Source organism: Bacteroidota bacterium (genome assembly GCA_026391695.1).
Taxonomy (GTDB): domain Bacteria; phylum Bacteroidota; class Bacteroidia; order Bacteroidales; family JAGONC01; genus JAPLDP01.
This window is the reverse complement of record JAPLDP010000089.1, coordinates 50,596-71,409: the sequence shown is the minus strand read 5'-3', so window position 1 is coordinate 71,409 and position 20,814 is coordinate 50,596. Positions and strand designations below refer to the sequence as shown.

The 20,814-nt window shown below is 42.3% G+C and carries 18 protein-coding genes; 10 read left to right on the top strand and 8 right to left on the bottom strand.

Going from position 1 to position 20,814, the window contains the following annotated elements; all coding sequences use genetic code 11:
* Window positions 1-121: 121 nt before the first annotated feature.
* The 8 genes from NT175_14495 to NT175_14460 form a co-directional block, all read right to left on the bottom strand.
* The gene (locus NT175_14495; GenBank protein MCX6235903.1) at window positions 122-1,078 is read right to left on the bottom strand and encodes an ABC transporter permease; all 957 of its coding nucleotides are present in this window, start codon (window positions 1,076-1,078) and stop codon (window positions 122-124) included.
* Window positions 1,075-2,490 (bottom strand): efflux RND transporter periplasmic adaptor subunit, encoded by a 1,416-nt coding sequence (locus NT175_14490; GenBank protein ID MCX6235902.1) that lies wholly within the window; start codon window positions 2,488-2,490, stop codon window positions 1,075-1,077. Before NT175_14490 ends, NT175_14495 begins: the two co-directional genes overlap by 4 nt.
* Window positions 2,491-2,523: 33 nt before the next feature.
* Window positions 2,524-3,489, bottom strand: a complete 966-nt coding sequence (locus NT175_14485) for an AAA family ATPase (GenBank protein MCX6235901.1) — start codon at window positions 3,487-3,489, stop codon at window positions 2,524-2,526.
* Between the two features lie 55 nt (window positions 3,490-3,544).
* Entirely contained in the window at window positions 3,545-4,885 is a 1,341-nt protein-coding gene (locus tag NT175_14480) for a peptidylprolyl isomerase (GenBank protein MCX6235900.1), read from the bottom strand.
* A complete protein-coding gene (locus tag NT175_14475) occupies window positions 4,885-5,727 on the bottom strand; it encodes a hypothetical protein (protein MCX6235899.1) in 843 nt (280 codons plus the stop codon). The genes NT175_14480 and NT175_14475 overlap by 1 nt, the downstream gene beginning before the upstream one ends.
* Before the next feature lie 15 nt (window positions 5,728-5,742).
* Window positions 5,743-7,737, bottom strand: a complete 1,995-nt coding sequence (locus NT175_14470) for a peptidylprolyl isomerase (protein ID MCX6235898.1) — start codon at window positions 7,735-7,737, stop codon at window positions 5,743-5,745.
* Window positions 7,738-7,795: 58 nt separating this feature from the next.
* Window positions 7,796-9,265 (bottom strand): IMP dehydrogenase, encoded by a 1,470-nt coding sequence (guaB, locus tag NT175_14465; protein ID MCX6235897.1) that lies wholly within the window; start codon window positions 9,263-9,265, stop codon window positions 7,796-7,798.
* A gap of 247 nt (window positions 9,266-9,512) precedes the next feature.
* The gene (locus NT175_14460; protein ID MCX6235896.1) at window positions 9,513-11,582 is read right to left on the bottom strand and encodes a gliding motility-associated C-terminal domain-containing protein; all 2,070 of its coding nucleotides are present in this window, start codon (window positions 11,580-11,582) and stop codon (window positions 9,513-9,515) included.
* A gap of 227 nt (window positions 11,583-11,809) precedes the next feature.
* Here NT175_14460 and NT175_14455 point away from each other — a divergent pair, with 227 nt between their 5' ends.
* Genes NT175_14455 through NT175_14410 form a run of 10 tightly spaced genes read left to right on the top strand, consistent with a single transcriptional unit; the run spans window position 11,810 to window position 20,766 of the window.
* Window positions 11,810-13,087 carry a serine hydroxymethyltransferase gene (locus tag NT175_14455; GenBank protein MCX6235895.1) on the top strand — a complete coding sequence of 426 codons (1,278 nt, stop codon included), beginning with the start codon at window positions 11,810-11,812 and terminating at the stop codon, window positions 13,085-13,087.
* Between the two features lie 49 nt (window positions 13,088-13,136).
* A complete protein-coding gene (gene sixA / locus NT175_14450; protein MCX6235894.1) occupies window positions 13,137-13,631 on the top strand; it encodes a phosphohistidine phosphatase SixA in 495 nt (164 codons plus the stop codon).
* A 57-nt stretch (window positions 13,632-13,688) separates the two neighbouring features.
* Window positions 13,689-15,773, top strand: a complete 2,085-nt coding sequence (gene ppk1, locus NT175_14445; protein ID MCX6235893.1) for a polyphosphate kinase 1 — start codon at window positions 13,689-13,691, stop codon at window positions 15,771-15,773.
* 9 nt (window positions 15,774-15,782) lie between these two features.
* Entirely contained in the window at window positions 15,783-16,958 is a 1,176-nt protein-coding gene (locus NT175_14440) for a molybdopterin molybdotransferase MoeA (protein ID MCX6235892.1), read from the top strand.
* Window positions 16,942-17,742, top strand: coding sequence for a radical SAM protein (locus tag NT175_14435; protein MCX6235891.1), 801 nt, complete (start codon window positions 16,942-16,944; stop codon window positions 17,740-17,742). The genes NT175_14440 and NT175_14435 overlap by 17 nt, the downstream gene beginning before the upstream one ends.
* Window positions 17,743-17,783: 41 nt before the next feature.
* On the top strand, window positions 17,784-18,230 hold the full coding sequence (moaC, locus tag NT175_14430) for a cyclic pyranopterin monophosphate synthase MoaC (protein MCX6235890.1): 447 nt from the start codon (window positions 17,784-17,786) through the stop codon (window positions 18,228-18,230).
* Between the two features lie 60 nt (window positions 18,231-18,290).
* Window positions 18,291-18,773 (top strand): hypothetical protein, encoded by a 483-nt coding sequence (locus NT175_14425; protein MCX6235889.1) that lies wholly within the window; start codon window positions 18,291-18,293, stop codon window positions 18,771-18,773.
* Complete coding sequence (locus NT175_14420; GenBank protein ID MCX6235888.1) at window positions 18,754-19,701, top strand: molybdopterin-binding protein; 948 nt, start codon at window positions 18,754-18,756, stop codon at window positions 19,699-19,701. Before NT175_14425 ends, NT175_14420 begins: the two co-directional genes overlap by 20 nt.
* Window positions 19,702-19,736: 35 nt before the next feature.
* On the top strand, window positions 19,737-20,219 hold the full coding sequence (locus tag NT175_14415) for a GNAT family N-acetyltransferase (GenBank protein MCX6235887.1): 483 nt from the start codon (window positions 19,737-19,739) through the stop codon (window positions 20,217-20,219).
* The gene (locus NT175_14410) at window positions 20,212-20,766 is read left to right on the top strand and encodes an HD domain-containing protein (GenBank protein MCX6235886.1); all 555 of its coding nucleotides are present in this window, start codon (window positions 20,212-20,214) and stop codon (window positions 20,764-20,766) included. The genes NT175_14415 and NT175_14410 overlap by 8 nt, the downstream gene beginning before the upstream one ends.
* Window positions 20,767-20,814 lie beyond the last annotated feature (48 nt).

Here is a 20,814-nt window from a genome sequence, read left to right as displayed (position 1 = left end):
GTATCAGAAACAAGATGGGTATTTGGGCTTTTTGTATCTTTACTCATGGAAAAGTTTGTTTAAAAGTTTATACACCTCAAAGATAATGATTATCAATGAGATAACAAACTTTTCCATTTTTTTATGAATAATTCAGGTTAAGCAATAACTCCGGAATTTTGATTTCAAAATCCGGTACGCCGGAATGACGGCGTTTGAGCATTTGTTCCAAAATATGGGTTGTTGTGTTAAGCTGTTCGCTTTCTTTAACCTGAACTACAATTTTATCAAGTTGATTGGTTGAAGTGGTCGTACTTTCATCGGAGGAAGAAAATGCCACCACGTCGTCGCCTGCAACAACAACGCTACCGCCCTGGTTTGAGCTGGGTGTAATGAGGGAACGGTCTCTATAACGCAGGAGAACGGTCTGTATTGGCGCATAGATATTGTTATTATAATCGCTGATACCGAGGTTTTCGGAGCTTCCTTCACTGACGCGCAGATTTTCGAGAGTTCCGATGACCTGCAGCCAAATATTTCCACATTTGAGGTATTTGCCGACAGGATTTTCCTGCGAGAAAAACTTGGCCTTGATTGTTGGTCCAATAATACATACAGCTTTACCTTCGGTCAGTTGCTGCTGATTAAACATATTGCCCGAAGATAGTTTAAGATTATAGACTTCAAAAAAATCAGGAGTGACACCTGTGAGTTTGGCTGAGGTTCTGATGCCATCTTTCAGGATATAGGTATCATATATGACTTCCGGGCTGATTTTAAGAACAGACGGGATGATCTTTTTAATGCTTTCAGCGTCCCTGATGGTCAATCCCGGTGAATATTTATTCTGGGTTTTTCCTTGTTGTTCTTCTTTTTGTTTATCGATATCCGACTTTGGAGTGATGACGATATTATTTACGCCGACCAGTTTCATCTGGTCCAGGATTTCCTGTCGCGCCCCAGTACCAATAGCAAGCATGGCAATAACTGCAGCCACACCGAAAATGATGCCGAGAGCGGTCAGTATGGAACGGAATTTATTGGCAAAGACGGCTTCAATGGCAATATTAACTACATAAATATATCTTTCGAGGTTCATTTGCTATCTCTTTTTTTTCTGCCGTCGCCACCTTTGAGGCCTCCTTTATCCCTGAACATTTTCATTTGTTCAGGAGTTATTTCACTACCTGTGTCAAATGGCATTTCTTTTTTGATGGTATCACGCCTGGAAGCTTTTTTTCTGGCATCATCTAATTGGATTTTTTCCAACAGGTCAGGATCGAGTGTTACTAATTTGAATTTATCTGTAATTTCAGGAGGCGAAAGATAGATCTGTTCTGCATGGTCAAGTCCGGCTCTTACAATGATCTCATTTTCATTACTTTCTCCCGTGACAACCTGCTGTCGGGTTTTTTTATCCGTATAAACAAAGGTGATACTATCATTACTATGTATACATTCAATCGGAACATACATCACGCTGTCAATCACAGATGTGACGATCGTATTTTTAGTTGTCATAGCTGGGCGGAGGATAGAATCATATTCATTGACTTCGATTTTTACTTCGAAGACTTTGGCGTTAGAGTTACGCATTTGTTCACCGATATTAGCAACTTCGATCACTTTACCGGAATATTTTTTTTCAGGGAAGGCATCAACGCCGATTTCAACGGGTTGTCCTATTTTAACTTTACTAATATCAATTTCATTCACATACGTACGGGATATCATTTTGGACAGGTCGGGGAGAGTAGCGACAACATTATCCCAGGCGCTTACCGTACCTCCCACACCAAGTTTACTTCCATCCCAGTCCCGTTTATAGATGACCATACCTGCTTTGGGAGCCCTGATAATGAACTGATCTCTCACTGAGAGGTTCTGTTCGAGGTTGCGTTTCTGTTGTTCCAGAGTGACACTGACTTCCTGCATGGTAGCTTTTGCTTTTTCCAGCTTAAGGTTATAGTTTTTAATTGCCTCCTCATAATCTCTCTGGGCTTTCTCCAGTTCGATCTCATACTGGCGCACGGTTGCAGGAGGTTCATATTTAGATTGATCAAGTTTAATTTTTCTTTCTTCGAGATTATATCTAAGGTTAATCAGTTCATTCCGGGCATTACGCAGATCCATTGTTGTATCAAGTTTAGTCTTGATATGCTGAGATTCCAGTTTTTCGACTTCGCTTTCCAGGTCTTTGATCCGGTTAGAGATTTCGGTTCTGTCGAGTGTGGCAACATATTGGCCGGAATCGACCACAGTGCCATCAGGAATTATATCTTCGATTTTAACATTCCATATCCTGATGCTTCTGAGGTCGGCAGGACCAAAGATTTTTTCTGAATTTTTAGCTTCCAGTTCACCGGTTGTTGTCACATTAATACGGAATTCTCCTGTTTTTACGGGAACGAGGATTTTTTTGGGTTCAGTTTTATTGGAACCCAGAAAATACCAGAGGATGAAGATCAGGATGATGAGAATTCCGAAAGCTATGTAAATATTTTTCTTCATAAAAAAGGTTTATGCTTTGCACGTGAAAGAGGTTTATTTCAGAAGTTCCTTAATAAGATCTCCGACGCCAACGCCATCTGCTTCTGCCTTATAGTTCCTGACGATTCTGTGGCGCAGGATGGAAGCTGCAACGGCCTCAACATTTTCAATATCAGGCGAATATTTCCCATGAATAGCTGCATGGCATTTAGCGCCGATAATCAGGTACTGTGATGCGCGGGGTCCGGCTCCCCATGTAAGATAGTCATTTGCCCATGGGTGTGCGCCAGATGTCAGGGGGCGAGTTTTCCCAGCCAGTTTTACAGCATAACGGTAAACATTATCAGGTACAGGTATCCTGCGTATCAGATTCTGGAAAAACAATATTTCTTCCCTGTCGAGAACAACACTGGGTTCAGCATAATAATCGGATGTGGTGTTCTTGACAATGTTGATTTCTTCATCAAAGCTGGGATAATCGAGCCAGATATTGAACATAAAACGGTCGAGCTGAGCTTCGGGGAGGGGATAGGTTCCTTCCTGTTCGATAGGATTTTGTGTAGCCAGAACGAAGAAGGGCTCCTGGAGGTGATAGGAGGTGCCGGCGACAGTCACAGCTTTTTCCTGCATAGCTTCCAGGAGAGCTGACTGAGTTTTTGGAGGAGTACGGTTGATTTCATCGGCAAGGATGATATTGGCAAATACAGGACCCTTTACAAACCTGAATTTACGATTTTCATCCAGAATTTCTGTACCGATGATATCGGAAGGCATCAGGTCAGGAGTGAATTGTATGCGGCTGTATGTCAATCCGAGGGCTTTTGCTATAGTGTTAACCATTAATGTCTTTGCCAGTCCTGGAACGCCGACCAATAAACCATGTCCTTTACTAAAAATGGAGATGATCAGGCTATTGACTACATCATCCTGACCGACAATGACTTTAGCGATCTCATTTTTAAGGATCTTATATTTATTGACAAATGCATCAAGGGCTTCAACATCATTTATATACTGCATGATTGTTTTCTTTGGCATTAATGGTTAAATGTGAATATCAGTGATGATTAAGAGGTCAGAACCATTTATTCTGGAAAACACAGTTCTTATACCTGTCATTAATTTTGACATAAGAATCATTTATTTTTTCTCTGACCCAGTCCTGGATAACCTGATTTCGTTCATCATCCAAGGCCATTGATTGTATGGTATTGTAATCATCTTTCATGTTGAGGCGGTGGGGTTCGGTGCGGTTATTAAGATAGAGGATGCGATAGGCTTCTTTACCTCCCTCAGTGACAAATTTTACTGCTTCGGAAACATTATTAACTTCCAGGTTATCGATCACAAAGAAAAGGCCCGGGTCGAGTTGATCGGCCTGGAATGAGGTATTATTGGTTTGTGAGTTAATAATGAGGCCGCCGTTGACTTTTCCGGGGTCATCGGAGAACTTCAGGGCGGCCTCTTCGAACGTCATGGTTTTATTTACAATCAGGGCATGAACGCTATCGAGGGTCATTTTTGCTTTTTCCATGTTGTCGGGTGACACTTTCGGCTGAATAAGGATATGTCGTACATTGATATAATCACCATTTCTCTCAATCAACTGTATGATATGATATCCGGCTTCCGTTTTGATGATTTCTGACACATCGCCAGATTCTTTGAGGTTAAAGGCAGCTCCTTCAAATTCGGGGTACATGGTTCCCCGTGTAAACGTACCTAGTTCACCGCCTTTAGATGCTGAGCCAGGATCTTCGGAATAAAGGATCGCGAGAGTCGAAAATTTTTCTCCATTGATGATACGGTCACGCAAGGCTTTTATTCTGTCGTAGCTAATGGTGAGTTCTTCGAGGCTGATGGGTGGATTTTTAACGATCTGGCCTATCTGGTATTCTGTATTGATCAGTGGCAGGCTGTCTTTTGGGATGCTATTGTAAAAATTTTTGACGTCTGCGGGGCTAACCTGGATGTCAGCGGTGATTTTGTTCTGAATCTCTTCGATCTTCATTTGCTCTCTAACCAGTTCCCGAAGTTCTTCTTTAATTTCGATAACGGATTTCTGGTAAAATTCTTCCAGTTTTTCTTTGGAACCAAACTGAGTAATATAATACCTCAGCCGGGCGTCCATGCTTGTTTCCACTCTGCTGTCGGTAACCTCTATGCTATCTAATTCAGCCTGATTAAGAAGGAGCTTCTGATAAAGGAGACTTTCCAGTATTTGGCAGCGGGTGGCTGATCCCGGAGTGATTTTACCCTGCATCCTATATTGCAGAATCTGGGTTTCTATGTCGGAATAAAGAATAACGTTATTGCCCACAACTGCGACAATTTCATCGATGAGTTTTATTTGTGCTGCAGCAGGTGGAATAATGAACAGAGCAATAACTGACCATATTCTAATAATCTTCTTCATCATTTTTGATAGATCTCAAAATCATCGTTTTTAACGGCATCATCAAAAATTTTACGGTGCATTCTTTCAATGATTTCCAGTTTACGTTTATTGATGATGATATTTCTGATATTTTCTTTTTCAAAGCTCAGGGGTGAAGTACTTTCCTTGATTTTAAAATCGAAGAAACGCACAAAATACTTGTACGAAGAATCCTGAAGTTCAATATACCGATTGTTTTCGAGGAACATTTTCTCATTATAGGTGTCAATCGGAATTACGTTTAAGAGCTCATTAAAAAGCATCCACTGGTCTTCCAGATAATAATTAACGGCAGATTTCTTACAATATTCTGCCAGTCTGTCTTTATCATCCGGATCAAATGAATTCAGGTAAGTTTTTACAGGGAATGTCACACTTTTATCACGTTGAATAATAACAAAATTGACCTTGATGATATTATCTTTCAATTCAAAGTTTTGTTTATTTTTTTCGTAATAATTATCAATTTCCTGATCGGTGACCACAGTATCAAGATTTTGTTTGATGAGGTTGGTTTCGTACTCGTATATGATCAGAGAGTTCCTGTAATTTTCGAGTTGCTTTGTGAAATCTTTCTGTCCTGCAGGAAGATTTGCCTCAGCTTTTTCAAGAATAAGTTGCTGTAGGATCCAGTTATCAATATATTTTCGGGATATGCTGATACTATCTTTTGCATTGGTTCCAGGTTTAATCAGATCGGACAGTTCAGATCTGGAAAGATTCTTTTTATGCACACGGGCGATGAAGTTGTCATTCTTACCGGAATGATTTGCCGAGCAGGAAACCAGGAATATCAATACTATAGAAATAAACCTTCTCAAAGTTTTTAATCAAAATTATTTAATGGATTCAAGTACGGCATTATTGACTACCACTGGGTACTTTTCATGCAGCGTTTTGATCCATTCTTTCTCAAGGAAGTTCTGGTAGTCAGCAGTGATAATCCCCCGTGCCTCACTGAGAGTTTTAGATTGAGGAGGTAGAAGGTCATAGATATAGACAAAAACCGTGTTACCTTCTTTCTGGAAATTATCCGACAGACCTTTAGTCCAACTGATCTGGTCGATGATGTCATTATCACCCTTTTGGTATTTGTCACGTATGATTGTCAGATATACTGCCGTATCCTGATTAATTATATTCAATATTTCATCACTGGGTGTGTTAGTTGCTGCCAGTTCCCTTGTTTTCTGTACGTATGCGGGATTACTGAGAGTAAAAACAGAAGCATCAATGCGCTGATCCCACATATAGTCATTGCTGTTTTTCTTATAGAAATCTTCCAGTCCAAGGGTGTCTTTTATGGCTTTGGACCAGACTTTTTGATCTGTCAATTCAAACAGGAGAATACCATCCCTGTATTCTTTCATCAATGCCTTAAACTCGGGATACTTATCCTCAAGGCGGCTGTCCTCGTGATTCAGGATGGTTTCTTCGACATATGCTTTGTATTTGTTGTTCACATAGATCTGGAAATTTTCCGGGAGGCCATTGATTTGTTTTTCATTCAAGAATCCGGCAAAGTCATATTGTGTATATTTCTTTCCGGCCAGTTTAAACAAAGGCTTCTTGAGATTAGCAGCTTTAGCTACATCCCATTTCCCTTTAAAGATTGAAGAATCTATCAACTCGTAAATGGGTTTGAGTTTTTTTCTTTTTTCTTTGAAGTGGTAATCTTTTTTCCGTGAGTCGATAAAAGATTCCTTGCTGACCACTATTCTGTCGTTTTTTATCACTTTTTGTTTCAGGTCGGACATATTATCTTCCATAGATCCTATCTCTTTGTTATCGAGTAATTTAACTAAATGCCAGCCATAGGTTGTGAGGAATGGTGGCGTAATATCACCTTTTTGTTTCAACTGGGAAACCTGGATAATAAATTCCGGTATCATTCTATTCACTCCAAACCATGGTAATACTCCACCTTTATCTGCAGTACCCTTATCGTCAGTATATTCCTTAACGGCTTCTGTGAAATCTTTACCGTTGATGATGTCCTTGTAGGCCTTGAAAGCTTTGTCTTTAGCCCGGAGTGAGTCATCGGGTGAGGCATTAGCCGGTATACGGATAAGGATATGAGCGACCTGGACTTTTCCCATGGCGGGTTTTTTATCTGTGACCTTAATCAAGTGGTAACCATAGTTAGTACGGACAGGCTGTGACACTTCTCCGACAGGCGTATTATAAGCTGCTGTTTCGAAAGGGTAGACCATATCCAGCACGGTGAAATATCCGAGGTCACCAGCATTACCTTTCATTGCCGGCCTTTTAGGTGATGCCGGGCGGTCCTGTGCAGATGGATCTTCGGAATATTGAACTGCCATAGCGCCAAAATTTGCTCCTCCCATGATCTTGTTTCTTATATCCGTTATTTTGTTAAAGGCTGCGAGTGTATCTGCGGGTAATGCATCCGGTCCCACCCTGATGAGGATATGACTGACGCGTACATCCAGCTTTTCTCTGTCATAAGCCTCCCGTATGAGTTTCTCAACCATCTTTTCATCAGTAAGATAAGGCTGGGCAAGTTGTGTCCTGTATCCTTTCAGCTCGTCAATAAAAGCTTTAACAGTATCCAGTCCAAGATCTTCTGCTTCTTTAACTTTTAATTTGAAATTGATATACAGGTCGAGATATTCCTCGATGGATTTTTTATCCAGGACATTACTGTTGACGTTGTTTTTTCTATAAACGTTCAGGAATTCCGATTTTGTAATCCCCTCACCTGCGATGGTCACAAGAACCTTATCTTTTTTTTCATTTTGAGCAAAGCCGCTATTCAATCCAATGATCAGGAACCAAATGAATAGGCTCAGACTGGCTATCTTTTTCATATTCAACATTTTGTTAATAGACTTGCTTTTAAAGGGTTATTATTAATAATAGGATAAATTATCGGCTGTAGTTAGGAGATTCCCTGACGATGGTTACGTCGTGGGGGTGACTTTCGGTGACGCCGGCGGCGGTGATTCTGATGAATTTTGCCTGCTGGAGTTTTTCAATATTTGAAGCGCCGGTGTAACCCATACCTGAGCGGAGGCCACCTACCATTTGATGAATTACTTCGGCTAGAGATCCTTTGAATGGCACTCTACCGACGATACCCTCAGGCACGAGTTTTTTTAAATCATCTTCCATATCCTGGAAGTAACGGTCTTTGGAGCCTTTTTGCATGGCTTCGATAGACCCCATGCCACGGTATGTTTTGTATTTTCTTCCTTCATAGATGATGGTTTCACCGGGAGATTCTTCAACGCCTGCGAAGAGCGACCCGGCCATGATAGAATGGGCTCCGGCGGCTAATGCTTTGGTGATATCACCTGTATAACGGATGCCGCCATCGGCGATAATAGGAATACCGCTACCCTTGATGGCTTTAGCCACATTGAAGATAGCCGTGAGTTGAGGGATGCCGATACCGGCGATAACTCGTGTGGTGCAGATTGAACCCGGACCTATACCGACTTTTAAGGCATCTATTCCGATTTTTGACAGATCCCGGGCAGCTTCACCTGTGCCGATGTTACCAACCACAAGCTGGACGTTTGGGTAGTGTTTTTTTATTGTCTTTGCCATGTCTCTGACGCTTTTTGTATGAGCGTGTGCCGTATCGATGACAAGGGCGTCGACATTTTGGTCCACGAGTGCCTGAACCCTCTCCAGCGTGTCGGAACCCACACCAATTGCTGCAGCGACGCGCAGCCTGCCTTTTTCATCCTTACAAGCATTGGGGCGTGTTTTGATCTTGATAATATCTTTATAAGTGATGAGTCCGACGAGTTTCCGGTCTTTATCGATGACAGGAAGCTTTTCAATTTTATATTGCTGGAGGATGTCCTCTGCCTGATCGAATGTAGTGGATTCATTGGTAGTGATCAGATTATCCCTGGTCATGACTTCAGCCACAGGTCTGCCGAGATTTCTCTCAAATCGCAGGTCTCTGTTGGTGATGATGCCGACAAGCTGTTTCTTTTTATTGATCACGGGTATTCCGCCGATGCTGTGTTCTTTCATGATAGTGAGTGCATCGATAACCCTTGCTCCCTCATCAAGAACAATAGGATCGATGATGATACCGCTTTCGGCACGTTTAACCTTTTTAACTTCATGCGCCTGCCGTTCAATGGTCATATTTTTGTGAAGGACTCCAATGCCGCCTTCCTGTGCCATGGCTATAGCCATGGTTGATTCGGTCACGGTATCCATTGCGGCTGAAACGATAGGAACATTCAAACGTATGTTCCTGGAAAAGAGCGATGAAACATCGACATCGCGAGGGAGTACCTCCGAGTAGGCCGGGATTAGCAGCACGTCATCATAAGTGAGTCCCTCTTCAAGAAATTTTTCCGGATCTAAAGCCATAACAGGAAAGATTTAAGTGGCGCAAAGGTATGAAAAATCACTTATATATACTTCTTAAAAATCCTTAAATTAGATGGCCTCACTCCTGGCAGGTTAACTAAAAGTCTCCTTATATCTACGTCCAGCTTCCGCAATCCTCTGTTGTAGATTATAATTTATTGAACCACAGAGGATCACAGAGTATATTGGGAGGATATGAGGGTCACAATTATATGACAATCTTACTTTTCGTCAACTTCATTAAGAATTAACGCAACAGTGTGACGGTTCCATGCTTCTGAATGTCGAGGCCTTCGAGGGATTTGTAGGTGATATAGTATACATATACACCTGAAGGGGCGGGATCACCTTTATAATTTCCTTTCCAGGGTTCCTGTATATCGTTGGTTTCAAATATTTTCTGCCCCCAGCGGTTATAAATCACCATCTGATAATCACCTGTCTGATCAGTGAAGAAATTTACCGGTTTGAAATCGTCATTGATGCCATCGTTGTTAGGGGTGAAAGCATTTGGTAAAAAGAGGCTGGCTCTTTGCGTGAGAAGTGTTTCATTTGAATAACTATACACAATTTCCCTATATAAATCGGGAGCATAAAAAAAAATATCGGCTCTGACCATATAGCTAAACCTTCCGGCACTCTGAGCAAAAGAGGATATATCATCCTCATAGTCCAGGGACGTGGGAGGAAGAATGATGACCGTGTCAACAATTCCATCGATCTTCCTGTATAATTCATATGCAGTCACCTGCCCTGTTAATGTTTCAAAGGCATTCCAGAACAACCAGTTGACATTATTATCTTTGAGCATTCCGCGGAGCAATATAGTTCGGATTTCATTAAATGGAAGCCAGGCTTCATTGTTGCAGCTATCGATGACAGTGATTTTGTAATAATAACTCTGGTCATTCACATTCACATTATTATCCCGGTATGTGACCAGAGGATCGCTAAGCATTGCGAGGTTTGGAATAGTATCAATGGATATATAGGTATCGGTAAGAGATGTTTTCCGGTAAATTACTGCGCTAGTTCCGATGGTGGCCGTGTCGGCGAAAAAACTGAGTTCGATAAAATTGTTACCAACAGTATCGACTGAAGCTATTTTAAAATTTAAGGTATCCGGTTGTGGCGGGCGGTTTGCAATGAAGCACCGTACCGCAGATGATGAAGATTTACCTGAATTATTATATGCCCTGACATAGAAGCAATAGGTTGAGTCGGAGTCAAAGGGATAAAAATAGGTATATGATGTATCGGATGTTTCACCAATATATTCAGATGATGATGACGAGGGATCGACTTTATAAAGTCTGTAACCCTGAACAGGCGGGCTAAGGTTTTCATTCGGTGTCCAATTCAGTTGAATTTGCGTATCGCAGTAATTGAAATCAATCTGATCGATAAATATTGTACTATATGGATTTAAAAAGCCACCCAGACCGATATTATTGCAGCCATCCACTGCTGCAACACGATATGCAACAGAATGAATTGTCGCCTCTAACTCATAATCAATAAAGGATGTTTCATTACCTGAAACTGTGCCTTTTATATCGAAGGTACCACCAGCGTAATCCTGTCTGTAAATGACATACTCTTTGATAGTATCGCCAGTGACAGCAAACCAGGTGATAATAACATCCCCTTGAAGATTAACTGACACAGTATCCATTTCGACCATTACCGGGTCAATGCCATCGGAAAAGTAACCACTGCCTATTGTTGAAAATGACGAACATTCAAGAACATCGTCCTGGATTTCAACCCGGTATTGTATTAAGGTATCTATACAGAAAGGATAACGAACAGTATCATTATAAAACAGATTGGTTGTGGAAGTCAGATACTTCCAGTCGCTCAGTTCAAGCCTCCGGTAGATATCATATTGACCTGCGAGGTTCGCTGAAATGTGATTCCAGGTCAGATTTGCTATCGAATTTCCCGCCAAAGGTGTTACAGTCATAAAAATGGTACTCACTGTATCAGAGTGGAGAGATTCGGTACCGTATTCGATACTGTCAGCTGTGACCATATAATAATACACTGGATTTATTTGGACATTATTCTCCTGGTAAAAAGAGGTTGTTTCATAATTATGAACTACTAAACTCAATTTATTATAACGAGCATATTTATCATACGAATAATAAATATGATACAGGTTGAAGGACGTTGTATCGGCTGTAATCCAGGATAAAGTAACAGAATCACCATTCACTGAAACACATCTGAGATCCGGTACAGGAAGAGGCTGGGCAAAAAGATCCAGGGTAGGAAAAATAAAAATGAGGGCGATAAAAACTCTCCTTGACATGAGGATGTTTGGATAACTTAATTAGCAGGACAAAGATAACGGAATTCTGCGGGAGTTTGTTGTGGTGATAAGGAATTTCGGGTGACGTAAAAGACTTGCCGGACCTGCCAGACCAGAAGGTCTCGAGAAAAGGCCGAACAAATCCTCAACGTACTATATTAAAATTCATAATTTTGCCATTGGTAAGGATTCGTATTAACTATTGATTATTTGAAAAAGTAAATTTTATGAAACGCGACACACTGGTATTTGATATTATTCATCAGGAGGTTAATCGCCAGACCATGGGTTTGGAATTAATAGCTTCGGAAAATTTTGTCAGTGAGCAGGTACTGGAGGCGATGGGATCAGTCATGACGAATAAATATGCTGAGGGTTATCCAACTAAACGTTATTACGGTGGGTGTATAAATGTTGACAAAACGGAGCAGCTTGCCATTGACCGTGCAAAGGAATTATTTGGTGCTGAGTGGGCAAATGTTCAGCCGCATTCAGGTGCCCAAGCCAATATGGCTGTTATGCTGGCATGCCTTAAACCCGGTGATACTTTTATGGGGCTGGATCTTTCGCATGGTGGCCACCTGTCGCATGGATCACCGGTCAATTCGTCGGGGATACTTTATAAACCTGTAGCTTATGAGGTAGAGGAAAGTACGGGAGTGATAAACTATGACAGGATGGAGGAGATAGCCCTGATTGAGAAGCCAAGGCTCATTATTGCAGGTGCATCAGCCTATTCGAGGGATTGGGATTACAAGAGGATGCGGGAGATAGCGGATAAGGTGGATGCGATATTAATGGCAGATATAGCGCATCCGGCAGGACTGATAGCAAAGGGTCTTCTCAACGATCCATTGCCATGGTGCCATGTGATAACCACTACCACCCACAAAACCCTCCGGGGGCCAAGGGGAGGTATGATACTCATCGGCAAGGACTTTGACAACCCCTGGGGTATAACAACCAAGAAAGGTGAGGTCAGGACTATGGCATCACTGTTGGATTCCGCTGTATTTCCAGGTATTCAGGGCGGGCCGCTGGAGCATGTCATTGCTGCCAAGGCTGTTGCTTTTGGTGAAGCACTGACTGAAGAATACAAAGACTACATTATCCAGGTTAAAAAGAATGCCAGTGTTATGGCTCAGGCCTTTATCCAAAAGGGTTATCATATCATTTCGGGCGGTACCGACAACCATCTGATGCTCATTGACCTGAGAACAAAATTTCCAAATCTCTCCGGAAGGGATGCAGAGAATGCACTGGTCAGAGCAGATGTCACTGTCAACAAAAATATGGTACCATTTGACTCACGGACACCATTCCAGACTTCCGGATTGAGGATCGGCACACCGGCTGTTACGACAAGGGGACTCAAAGAGAAACATATGCCGGTGATTGTTGATTTCATTGATGAGATCCTTTGCGATATTCAGAATGAGGATAAAAACACTTCTGTCAGAAAAAGAGTGAATGAAATGATGGCAGAGTTCCCGCTATATGCGTAAGTATATGACCCACTGCTTAAGCAGTGGGTGAAATAAATGGATTTTTTAGATGAAAACATTATATATTGTTAGGCATGCGAAATCTTCATGGGATGATGCGGGATTGAGTGATGTTGAAAGGCCGTTGATAGAGAAAGGCAGGGAGAAGACCCGGCGCGTGTGTGAATACCTGGTTGAAAAAAAAGTTACTGTTGACAGGATAATCTGCAGCCATGCAGTGAGGGCATTAGAAACGGCGAAAATACTTGCGGAAACTCTTAATTACCCGGCCGGTCAGGTGGAAGTGAGTGAAGATGTTTATATGTGCGGTGCGTATGATCTGACTGAACTGGTTATGCATCTTCCGGATGATATCATTTCGGTTATGATCGTCGGTCATAATCCCGATATGACGGATTTTGCCAATCAGTTCCTGGATAAGGAAATTATTGATTTGCCGACATCCGGCGTAGTATGCATTGAATTCAGGACAGATTGTTGGTGTGAGATATTGGATGCCAGGAAGAAAACAAGATTTCTTATCACCCCCAAAATACTGTCATAACCAGACTTACATTGGATATTTAATAAAATTTAAAGATAATATAAAGCTGCCGTAAGCATGAAGAAGACCAAACCGGTTTTGATCAACAGGGAGATCAGCTGGCTCCATTTCAACGAAAGAGTGTTGCAGGAGGCCATGGATAAGTCCATGCCATTGTTTGAGCGGCTCAAATTTCTGGGTATCTTCTCCAATAACCGTGATGAATTTTTCAGGGTGCGTGTGGGTACACTCCGACGCATGGTGAATCTGAAAAGGAAAGATTACAAACTGGACTCTGACCCACGCCGCATTCTTAAGCAGGTCCATAAAATAGCACTCGAACAGGAGAAGATCTTTAACAGGACCTATATAGATCTCGCAAAACAACTGGCAAAAGAAGACATTTTCATTATCAGCGAAAAACAATTAGATCCGTCACAGGGTGATTTCGTGAAGAAGTACTTCCAGGAGAATGTCCGCGCCCAGCTATTCCCAATCATGCTGGATAATGTCAATCACCAAACGGCCCTTGTCGACAAGTCACTTTACCTGATCATTGATTTAAAGAGCAGCCATGCCGGCATAAAGGACACCCAGGCTATCATCAAGGTTCCGACTGATATTTTGCCCCGTTTTATCATTTTGCCATCAAAAGGAAAGAAGAACTTCATTATTGTTCTGGATGATGTGATCAGATATTGCCTGTCGGATATTTTTTCCATTTTTGGTTATGACCGTTTTTCGGCATATACGATAAAGTTCACCCGTGATGCGGAACTTGACATAGACAATGATGTTTCCAAGAGTTTTATAGAGATTCTGAGTGAAAGTGTAAAACAGCGACAAAAGGGAGCCCCAGTTCGTTTTGTATATGAAGCTACCATTCCTCCGAAGCTTCTCAAGAAGCTGACCGATGTGCTGGATATTACTCAAATGGATAACCTGAGAAAGGGCGGAAGGTACCATAATTTTAAGGACTTCATGTTTTTTCCAGAGATTGGTCCTTCCCATCTGTATTTTTCGCCAACACCTTCTTTACCGCACAGAGATCTTCCGGCAAATAAAAGCATCCTTGAAAGCATCAGGCAGAAGGATATCATGCTGCACTATCCTTACCATTCCTTTCAATACATCATTGATCTTTTACGTGAGGCATCCATTGATCCAAAGGTGACATCCATCAAGATGACCTTTTACCGTGTAGCCCAGGATTCCAGTGTGATGAATGCCCTTATCAACGCTGCACGAAATGGCAAGGATGTGAGTGTTTTCCTTGAAATTCAGGCTCGCTTTGATGAGGAAGCCAATATTTTCTGGACCAATAAATTAAAAGATGAAGGTGTACGGATCATTCAAACCATTCCTGGTTTTAAAGTGCATTGTAAACTGATCCTTATTAAACGGATGGAAGGAGGCCATGAGATCAGCTATGCCAATGTCAGTACGGGTAACTTCAATGAATCTACTGCGAGGGTTTATGCCGATGATAGCCTACTGACAGCTGACCTGAAAATTGTGAATGACGTCAATAATGTTTTCAGGGTTTTTGAAAGCAGATATCATCCACCAAAATTTGACAGCCTCGTTGTAGCGCCATTTAATATCAGGGATTTCTTTATGCGCCTGCTGAATAATGAAATACGGAATAAACGCAGGGGAAAGGATGCATGGGCTATCATAAAGCTGAACAGCATAGTGGATGAAAAAATCGCTTTGAAACTATACCAGGCAAGCCAGGCAGGTGTTAAAATACAAATCATTGCCCGGGGAATCTGTGTGCTTGTTCCCGGTATACCGGGATTAAGTGAAAACATTGAAGCCATCAGCATTGTCGACAAATTTCTGGAGCATACAAGGATGTGTGTATTTTGCAACAATAATGACCCGAAATATTTTATTTCATCAGCCGATTGGATGCCCCGGAATTTTGATCACCGTATCGAGGTGGTATGTCCGGTAAATGATAAAACTATCCAGAAAGAGATGATGACCATGCTGCAGATACAGCTAAGGGATAATTGCAAAGCACGGATCATCAGCGCTGATCATCCGAACCAATATAAGAGATCAGATTATCATGGCAGGATCAGGTCACAATTAGAGATCTATAATTTTTTCAGAAAACAACTAAACAAGTCTGACATAAAATCGGACCAAATTTAATTTGTTTTGATGGTCACCTTCGAAGAGGCTTATGATATTATTCTGGGAGCTGCTTTTTTAGCGGGTACTCATAGGATCGGTCATCTTGATTCTTCTGGCAGGATATTGGCTGAAGACATCATTTCGGATATGGCCATGCCTCCCTTCGACAAGGCGGCTGTGGATGGCTATGCCTGTCGTAAGCAGGACCTGGATAAGGATTTGAAGGTCATTGAAATCTTACCGGCAGGAAAATTTCCTGAACAGCATATCAGGCAGGGGGAATGCTCCAGGATCATGACCGGAGCCATGGTGCCGCAAGGGGCGGATGTGGTCATTATGGTCGAAGATACAGTTGTGACTAATGATGGTCATGTCAGGTTCACCAGTGCAAAAACGAATGTAAATATCTGTTACCAGGCAGAGGATCTGCGTGAAGGCGATATTGTTTTGAAAAGGGGAACATTTATAAGACCACAGGAAATTGCTGTGATGGCTTCGGTCGGATGCATATCTCCTCTTGTATATCAAAGTCCTGGTGTAGGCATTATCAGCACCGGTGATGAGCTGGTAGAGCCTGGGCAGAAGCCTGGCCTCTCGCAGATAAGGAACAGCAATGCATCACAGATCGCAGCACAGCTTGCCGGCATGGGTGTGACAGCTCATTATTTAGGTATTGCAAGAGATGATAAGGATTCGACATTCAGTCTTATTTCCAGGGCATTTCTGGATGATGATGTGGTCATTCTTTCCGGCGGCGTGTCGATGGGAGAATACGATTATGTTCCCGAAGTGCTGAATGAGATGGCCTTTGAAATAAAATTTAAAAGTATTGCCATTCAGCCCGGACGACCCACCCTGTTTGGTGTGCGCGGCAAAAAGCTATTATTCGGTTTACCCGGTAACCCGGTATCTTCATTTGTTATTTTTGAAATTCTGGTTAAGCCATTGCTTTACAAGATCATGGGATACGATTTCCGTCCGGTTTCATTGAAACTCCCAATGGGAACAGACTATTCAAGGTCAAAATCCAAGCGTAAAACTATTTTGCCGGTCAGGATAAATGATGAGGGATTTGTGATGCCTGTGGACTATCATGGCTCGGCACACATTCATGCCTATGCTTATGCTGATGGGATAATCACGATGAATATTGGTGAAACAATAATAAAAAAGGGAGATATCGTCAGTGTTCGACCGGTATAATAGACAAATCAGCTACCTGAGGATATCAGTGACCGACAGGTGTAATCTGCGTTGCTGGTATTGTATGCCGGAAGAGGGGGTTAAAAGTCTGGTGCATGACGAGATAGTGAGGTATGAGGAGATCATAGAAGTAGTAAAAGTAGCTGTGCGACTAGGTATTGACAAGATACGGATCACCGGTGGTGAACCCCTAGTACGTAGGGATATCGTCGATTTCATCAGGATGGTATCTGAAATTCAAGGTGTTACAGATCTTTCGATGACCACAAACGGGCAACTCCTCGACAGGTTCGCCCAACCACTGGCAGAAGCCGGACTACAAAGAGTGAATATCAGCCTGGATACGGTCGATCCTGTTAAGTACAGGCAAACAACAAGGGGCGGCGATATTGAACAGGTGTTAAAAGGGATACTGGCAGCCAGGTCGGCAGGGCTTTATCCTATTAAAATAAATTGTGTCGTTATCAAATCTTCTGATGAGAAAGATGCCAGAGATGTTGAATCTTTTTGCCGGGCGAATGAGCTGCAGGTACGTTTTATTCACAAGATGGATCTTTCAAATGGTAAGTTTTCGGTTGTCGAGGGAGGTGATGGTGGCAATTGCAGCGTATGCAACCGGTTGCGGTTGACGGCCAATGGCAGGATCAAACCCTGCCTGTTCTCCGATTTAGAATTTGACGTCAGAGAGCTTGGACCTCAAAAAGCTATTGAAATGGCCGTCAGTGTTAAACCTGAAAGAGGAACGATGAGCATGTCCGGGACGTTTTATAATACGGGTGGATAATTGATGAAGGATGAAGAATAAAAAATGAAAAATTAAAGATTATGGAAGAGTTTAGTCATGTCGATAAAGATGGCAAGGCCAATATGGTGGATGTTAGTCATAAACCAGACCAGCTTCGGATCGCTAAAGCTGAAGGTTTCATCAGGATTAACAAAGATGCAATCGAAAGAATCAGGGAAAACACCATCAGAAAAGGTGATGTACTGACTGTCGCTGAGATTGCAGGCATACAGGGTGCCAAGAAAGCCAGCGAACTGATACCTTTATGCCATCCATTGCAAATTACTCATATTACTGTTAAAGCTTCTGTCGAGGATGGAGGGGTGAGAATAATCAGTGAAGTACATTGCATTGGCAAAACAGGCGTGGAGATGGAAGCTCTGACCGCAGTGAATATATCATTGCTGACAGTTTATGATATGTGTAAGTCTGTGAATAAAGATATGATTATTGAGGGAATTCATCTGGTGAGTAAGACGAAGGCTTGAAGCTGGAACTAATAAGTATATAAATATGATTATCAGGGGAGAAAGGGATTATTGAATACAATGGATTTAATACAGAAATTTAAGCCGGGAGTAACCCGAAGGACGCTTCTCATAGTAGTGGGTCTGTTATGGGGGTATGCAGCCTTCAGGGTATTGCGCATAGGAATCATTAAGCTGGAGATGAATCCATTTCATTACTGGATCAAGATCCTCATTGGCTTTGTTGGCTTTCTGTTTTTTTTCCGGTTAGTATTTTTTTATGTGGTGAGAAAGCATAGAAGACGGATTTTATCACTTAAACCGGACAGGCCCTGTGTCTTTTCTTTTTTTAACATCAGGGGTTATATCATCATGGCTTGTATGATCACACTGGGAATTATTGTGGTCAGGGGCTCATTTCTTCCGCCTGATTATCTTGGTGAGTTCTATGTTGCATTGGGCTTATCGCTGCTGGCATCAGCACTTTATAATATTTATCACTGGATAAGATTTCCAAAAGAGTTTAAAACAAAGCGGGATACAAATGGAGTCAGCTATTCATAATGAAATGAAGGTTTTATCGGTCAATATCTCGAAAGAAAAAGGTACCATTAAAAAACCTGTAGATGAAATCACCATTGATGATCTGGGTATCATTCATGATGCACATGCCGGTACATGGCATCGCCAAGTGAGTTTACTTGGTGTGGAAAGTATTGCAAAATTCGAACAGACTGCCGAAAGGAAGATACAGTATGGTGAGTTTGCAGAGAATATCACTACCGAAGGTCTCGACTGGTCAAAGGTTTCACCGCTTGACAGGCTTATTGTCGGGTCAGCGGAACTTGAAGTAACCCAAATAGGGAAGGAGTGTCACGGCATTTCCTGTGCGATTTTTAAAGAAGTCGGCAAATGTATCATGCCGGCAGAAGGTGTATTTGCACGAGTGATGCATCATGGAAAAGTACGGCCAGGAGATTATATCGAATACAGGCCGAAGGTTTACAAGGTACTGGTCATCACTCTCAGCGACAGGGCCAGCAGCGGAGAATATGAGGACAGGAGCGGACCGGAAGTTGAAAGAGTGATGGAAGAATACTTTTCAAAACAGCACCGCCAATTTGAAATAGACAGGATTATCATTCCCGACGATGCCAGGAAGCTTCACAATATCCTCTTGGGTGCCCGCGACTCAAGGATTGACTTCATTTTCACGACAGGAGGCACAGGTATTGGCCCACGGGATATCACCACAGATGTTGTGCTGAAAGTGCTGGATAAGGAGATTCCCGGGATCATGGATAGGATACGTTTCAAATATGGGCAGGAAAAACCCACTGCTTTTCTCAGCCGGAGCGTGGCAGGGGTTATGGGACTGAGCCTGGTATTCGCCATACCCGGCAGCGTGAAAGCGGTGAAGGAGTATATGGCAGAAATAACGCCGTTTTTGCAGCATATGTTGTATATATTGCATCGGATCGATATTCACTGACTGTAAGTTTTACTTTCTTGGTGTATTCAAAAGGCATGAGTTTGGTCATACGTAAAGCCAATGAAGGCGATCTGCCTGAGGTTCTGAAAATGATTCATGAACTGGCAGATTATGAGAAAACTCCTCATGACGTCACAATTTCACTTGAAGAACTCAGGCGAGATGGCTTTGGCCCGAATCCTATATTTGAAGTGATACTGGCTGAATCAGATGGCCAGATCATGGGCATAGCATTTTATTTTTTAAGCTATTCTACATGGAGAGGATTATGCCTGTACCTTGAAGATATTATCGTAAAACAGGAGTTCCGTCGCCAGGGGATCGGCACAAAGCTGTTTGATGCTGTCATCCGTAGGGCTCATGAACTGAAGACCCGGCGGTTAATGTGGCAAGTGCTGGACTGGAACAAGCCGGCAATGGATTTTTATAAGCGCTATGGTGCAACATTTGATCCCACATGGGTCAACGGAAAACTAACACAGGAACAAATCAATACCATTTGCAATGATAATGAATAGAGAACAAGCCAATGAATTGCTCAGGCAATACATTAAAAATGAGCGAATGCTGAACCATTGTTATGCTTCCGAAGCGGTGTTGCGGGCTTTAGCTGTGCGACTAAACCAAGATGAAGAAAAGTGGGGTCTTGCCGGATTATTGCATGACCTGGATGTAGAGGTTGTAAATGCCGATCCTTTGCGTCACGGGCTTGAGACGGCAAGGATACTGACAGGGCTTAATGTTGATCCTGATATTGTCGAGGCCATAAAACTTCATAACGAGATGGCTACAGGCATCGAACGCACTACACAATTCCAGTATGCACTGGCAGCAGGAGAGACGATCACCGGATTGATTGTTGCCACAGCGCTTGTTTATCCTGATAAAAAGCTGGCTAGTGTAAAGGTAAGTTCTGTGACCAAGCGCGTGAAGGAGAAGGCATTTGCGGCATCGGTGAACAGGGAAAAGATTTATGAATGTGAGACGATCGGATTGACGCTGGAGGAGTTTGTTGCTGTGAGTTTAGAAGCGATGAAAGGTATAAGCGAGAGGTTGGGGTTATAAACTAAAACATTGTTGATTTTTAAAATCGTTTCGGATAAAATCTCTTTA

Coding starts and splice junctions, on each gene's coding strand:
- NT175_14495 (MCX6235903.1), bottom strand. CDS start 1,078: ATGAACCTCGAAAGATATATTTATGTAGTTAATATTGCCATTGAAGCC.
- NT175_14490 (MCX6235902.1), bottom strand. CDS start 2,490: ATGAAGAAAAATATTTACATAGCTTTCGGAATTCTCATCATCCTGATC.
- NT175_14485 (MCX6235901.1), bottom strand. CDS start 3,489: ATGCAGTATATAAATGATGTTGAAGCCCTTGATGCATTTGTCAATAAA.
- NT175_14480 (MCX6235900.1), bottom strand. CDS start 4,885: ATGAAGAAGATTATTAGAATATGGTCAGTTATTGCTCTGTTCATTATT.
- NT175_14470 (MCX6235898.1), bottom strand. CDS start 7,737: ATGAAAAAGATAGCCAGTCTGAGCCTATTCATTTGGTTCCTGATCATT.
- guaB (MCX6235897.1), bottom strand. CDS start 9,265: ATGGCTTTAGATCCGGAAAAATTTCTTGAAGAGGGACTCACTTATGAT.
- NT175_14460 (MCX6235896.1), bottom strand. CDS start 11,582: ATGTCAAGGAGAGTTTTTATCGCCCTCATTTTTATTTTTCCTACCCTG.
- NT175_14455 (MCX6235895.1), top strand. CDS start 11,810: ATGAAACGCGACACACTGGTATTTGATATTATTCATCAGGAGGTTAAT.
- sixA (MCX6235894.1), top strand. CDS start 13,137: ATGAAAACATTATATATTGTTAGGCATGCGAAATCTTCATGGGATGAT.
- ppk1 (MCX6235893.1), top strand. CDS start 13,689: ATGAAGAAGACCAAACCGGTTTTGATCAACAGGGAGATCAGCTGGCTC.
- NT175_14440 (MCX6235892.1), top strand. CDS start 15,783: ATGGTCACCTTCGAAGAGGCTTATGATATTATTCTGGGAGCTGCTTTT.
- moaC (MCX6235890.1), top strand. CDS start 17,784: ATGGAAGAGTTTAGTCATGTCGATAAAGATGGCAAGGCCAATATGGTG.
- NT175_14425 (MCX6235889.1), top strand. CDS start 18,291: ATGGATTTAATACAGAAATTTAAGCCGGGAGTAACCCGAAGGACGCTT.
- NT175_14420 (MCX6235888.1), top strand. CDS start 18,754: ATGGAGTCAGCTATTCATAATGAAATGAAGGTTTTATCGGTCAATATC.
- NT175_14415 (MCX6235887.1), top strand. CDS start 19,737: ATGAGTTTGGTCATACGTAAAGCCAATGAAGGCGATCTGCCTGAGGTT.
- NT175_14410 (MCX6235886.1), top strand. CDS start 20,212: ATGAATAGAGAACAAGCCAATGAATTGCTCAGGCAATACATTAAAAAT.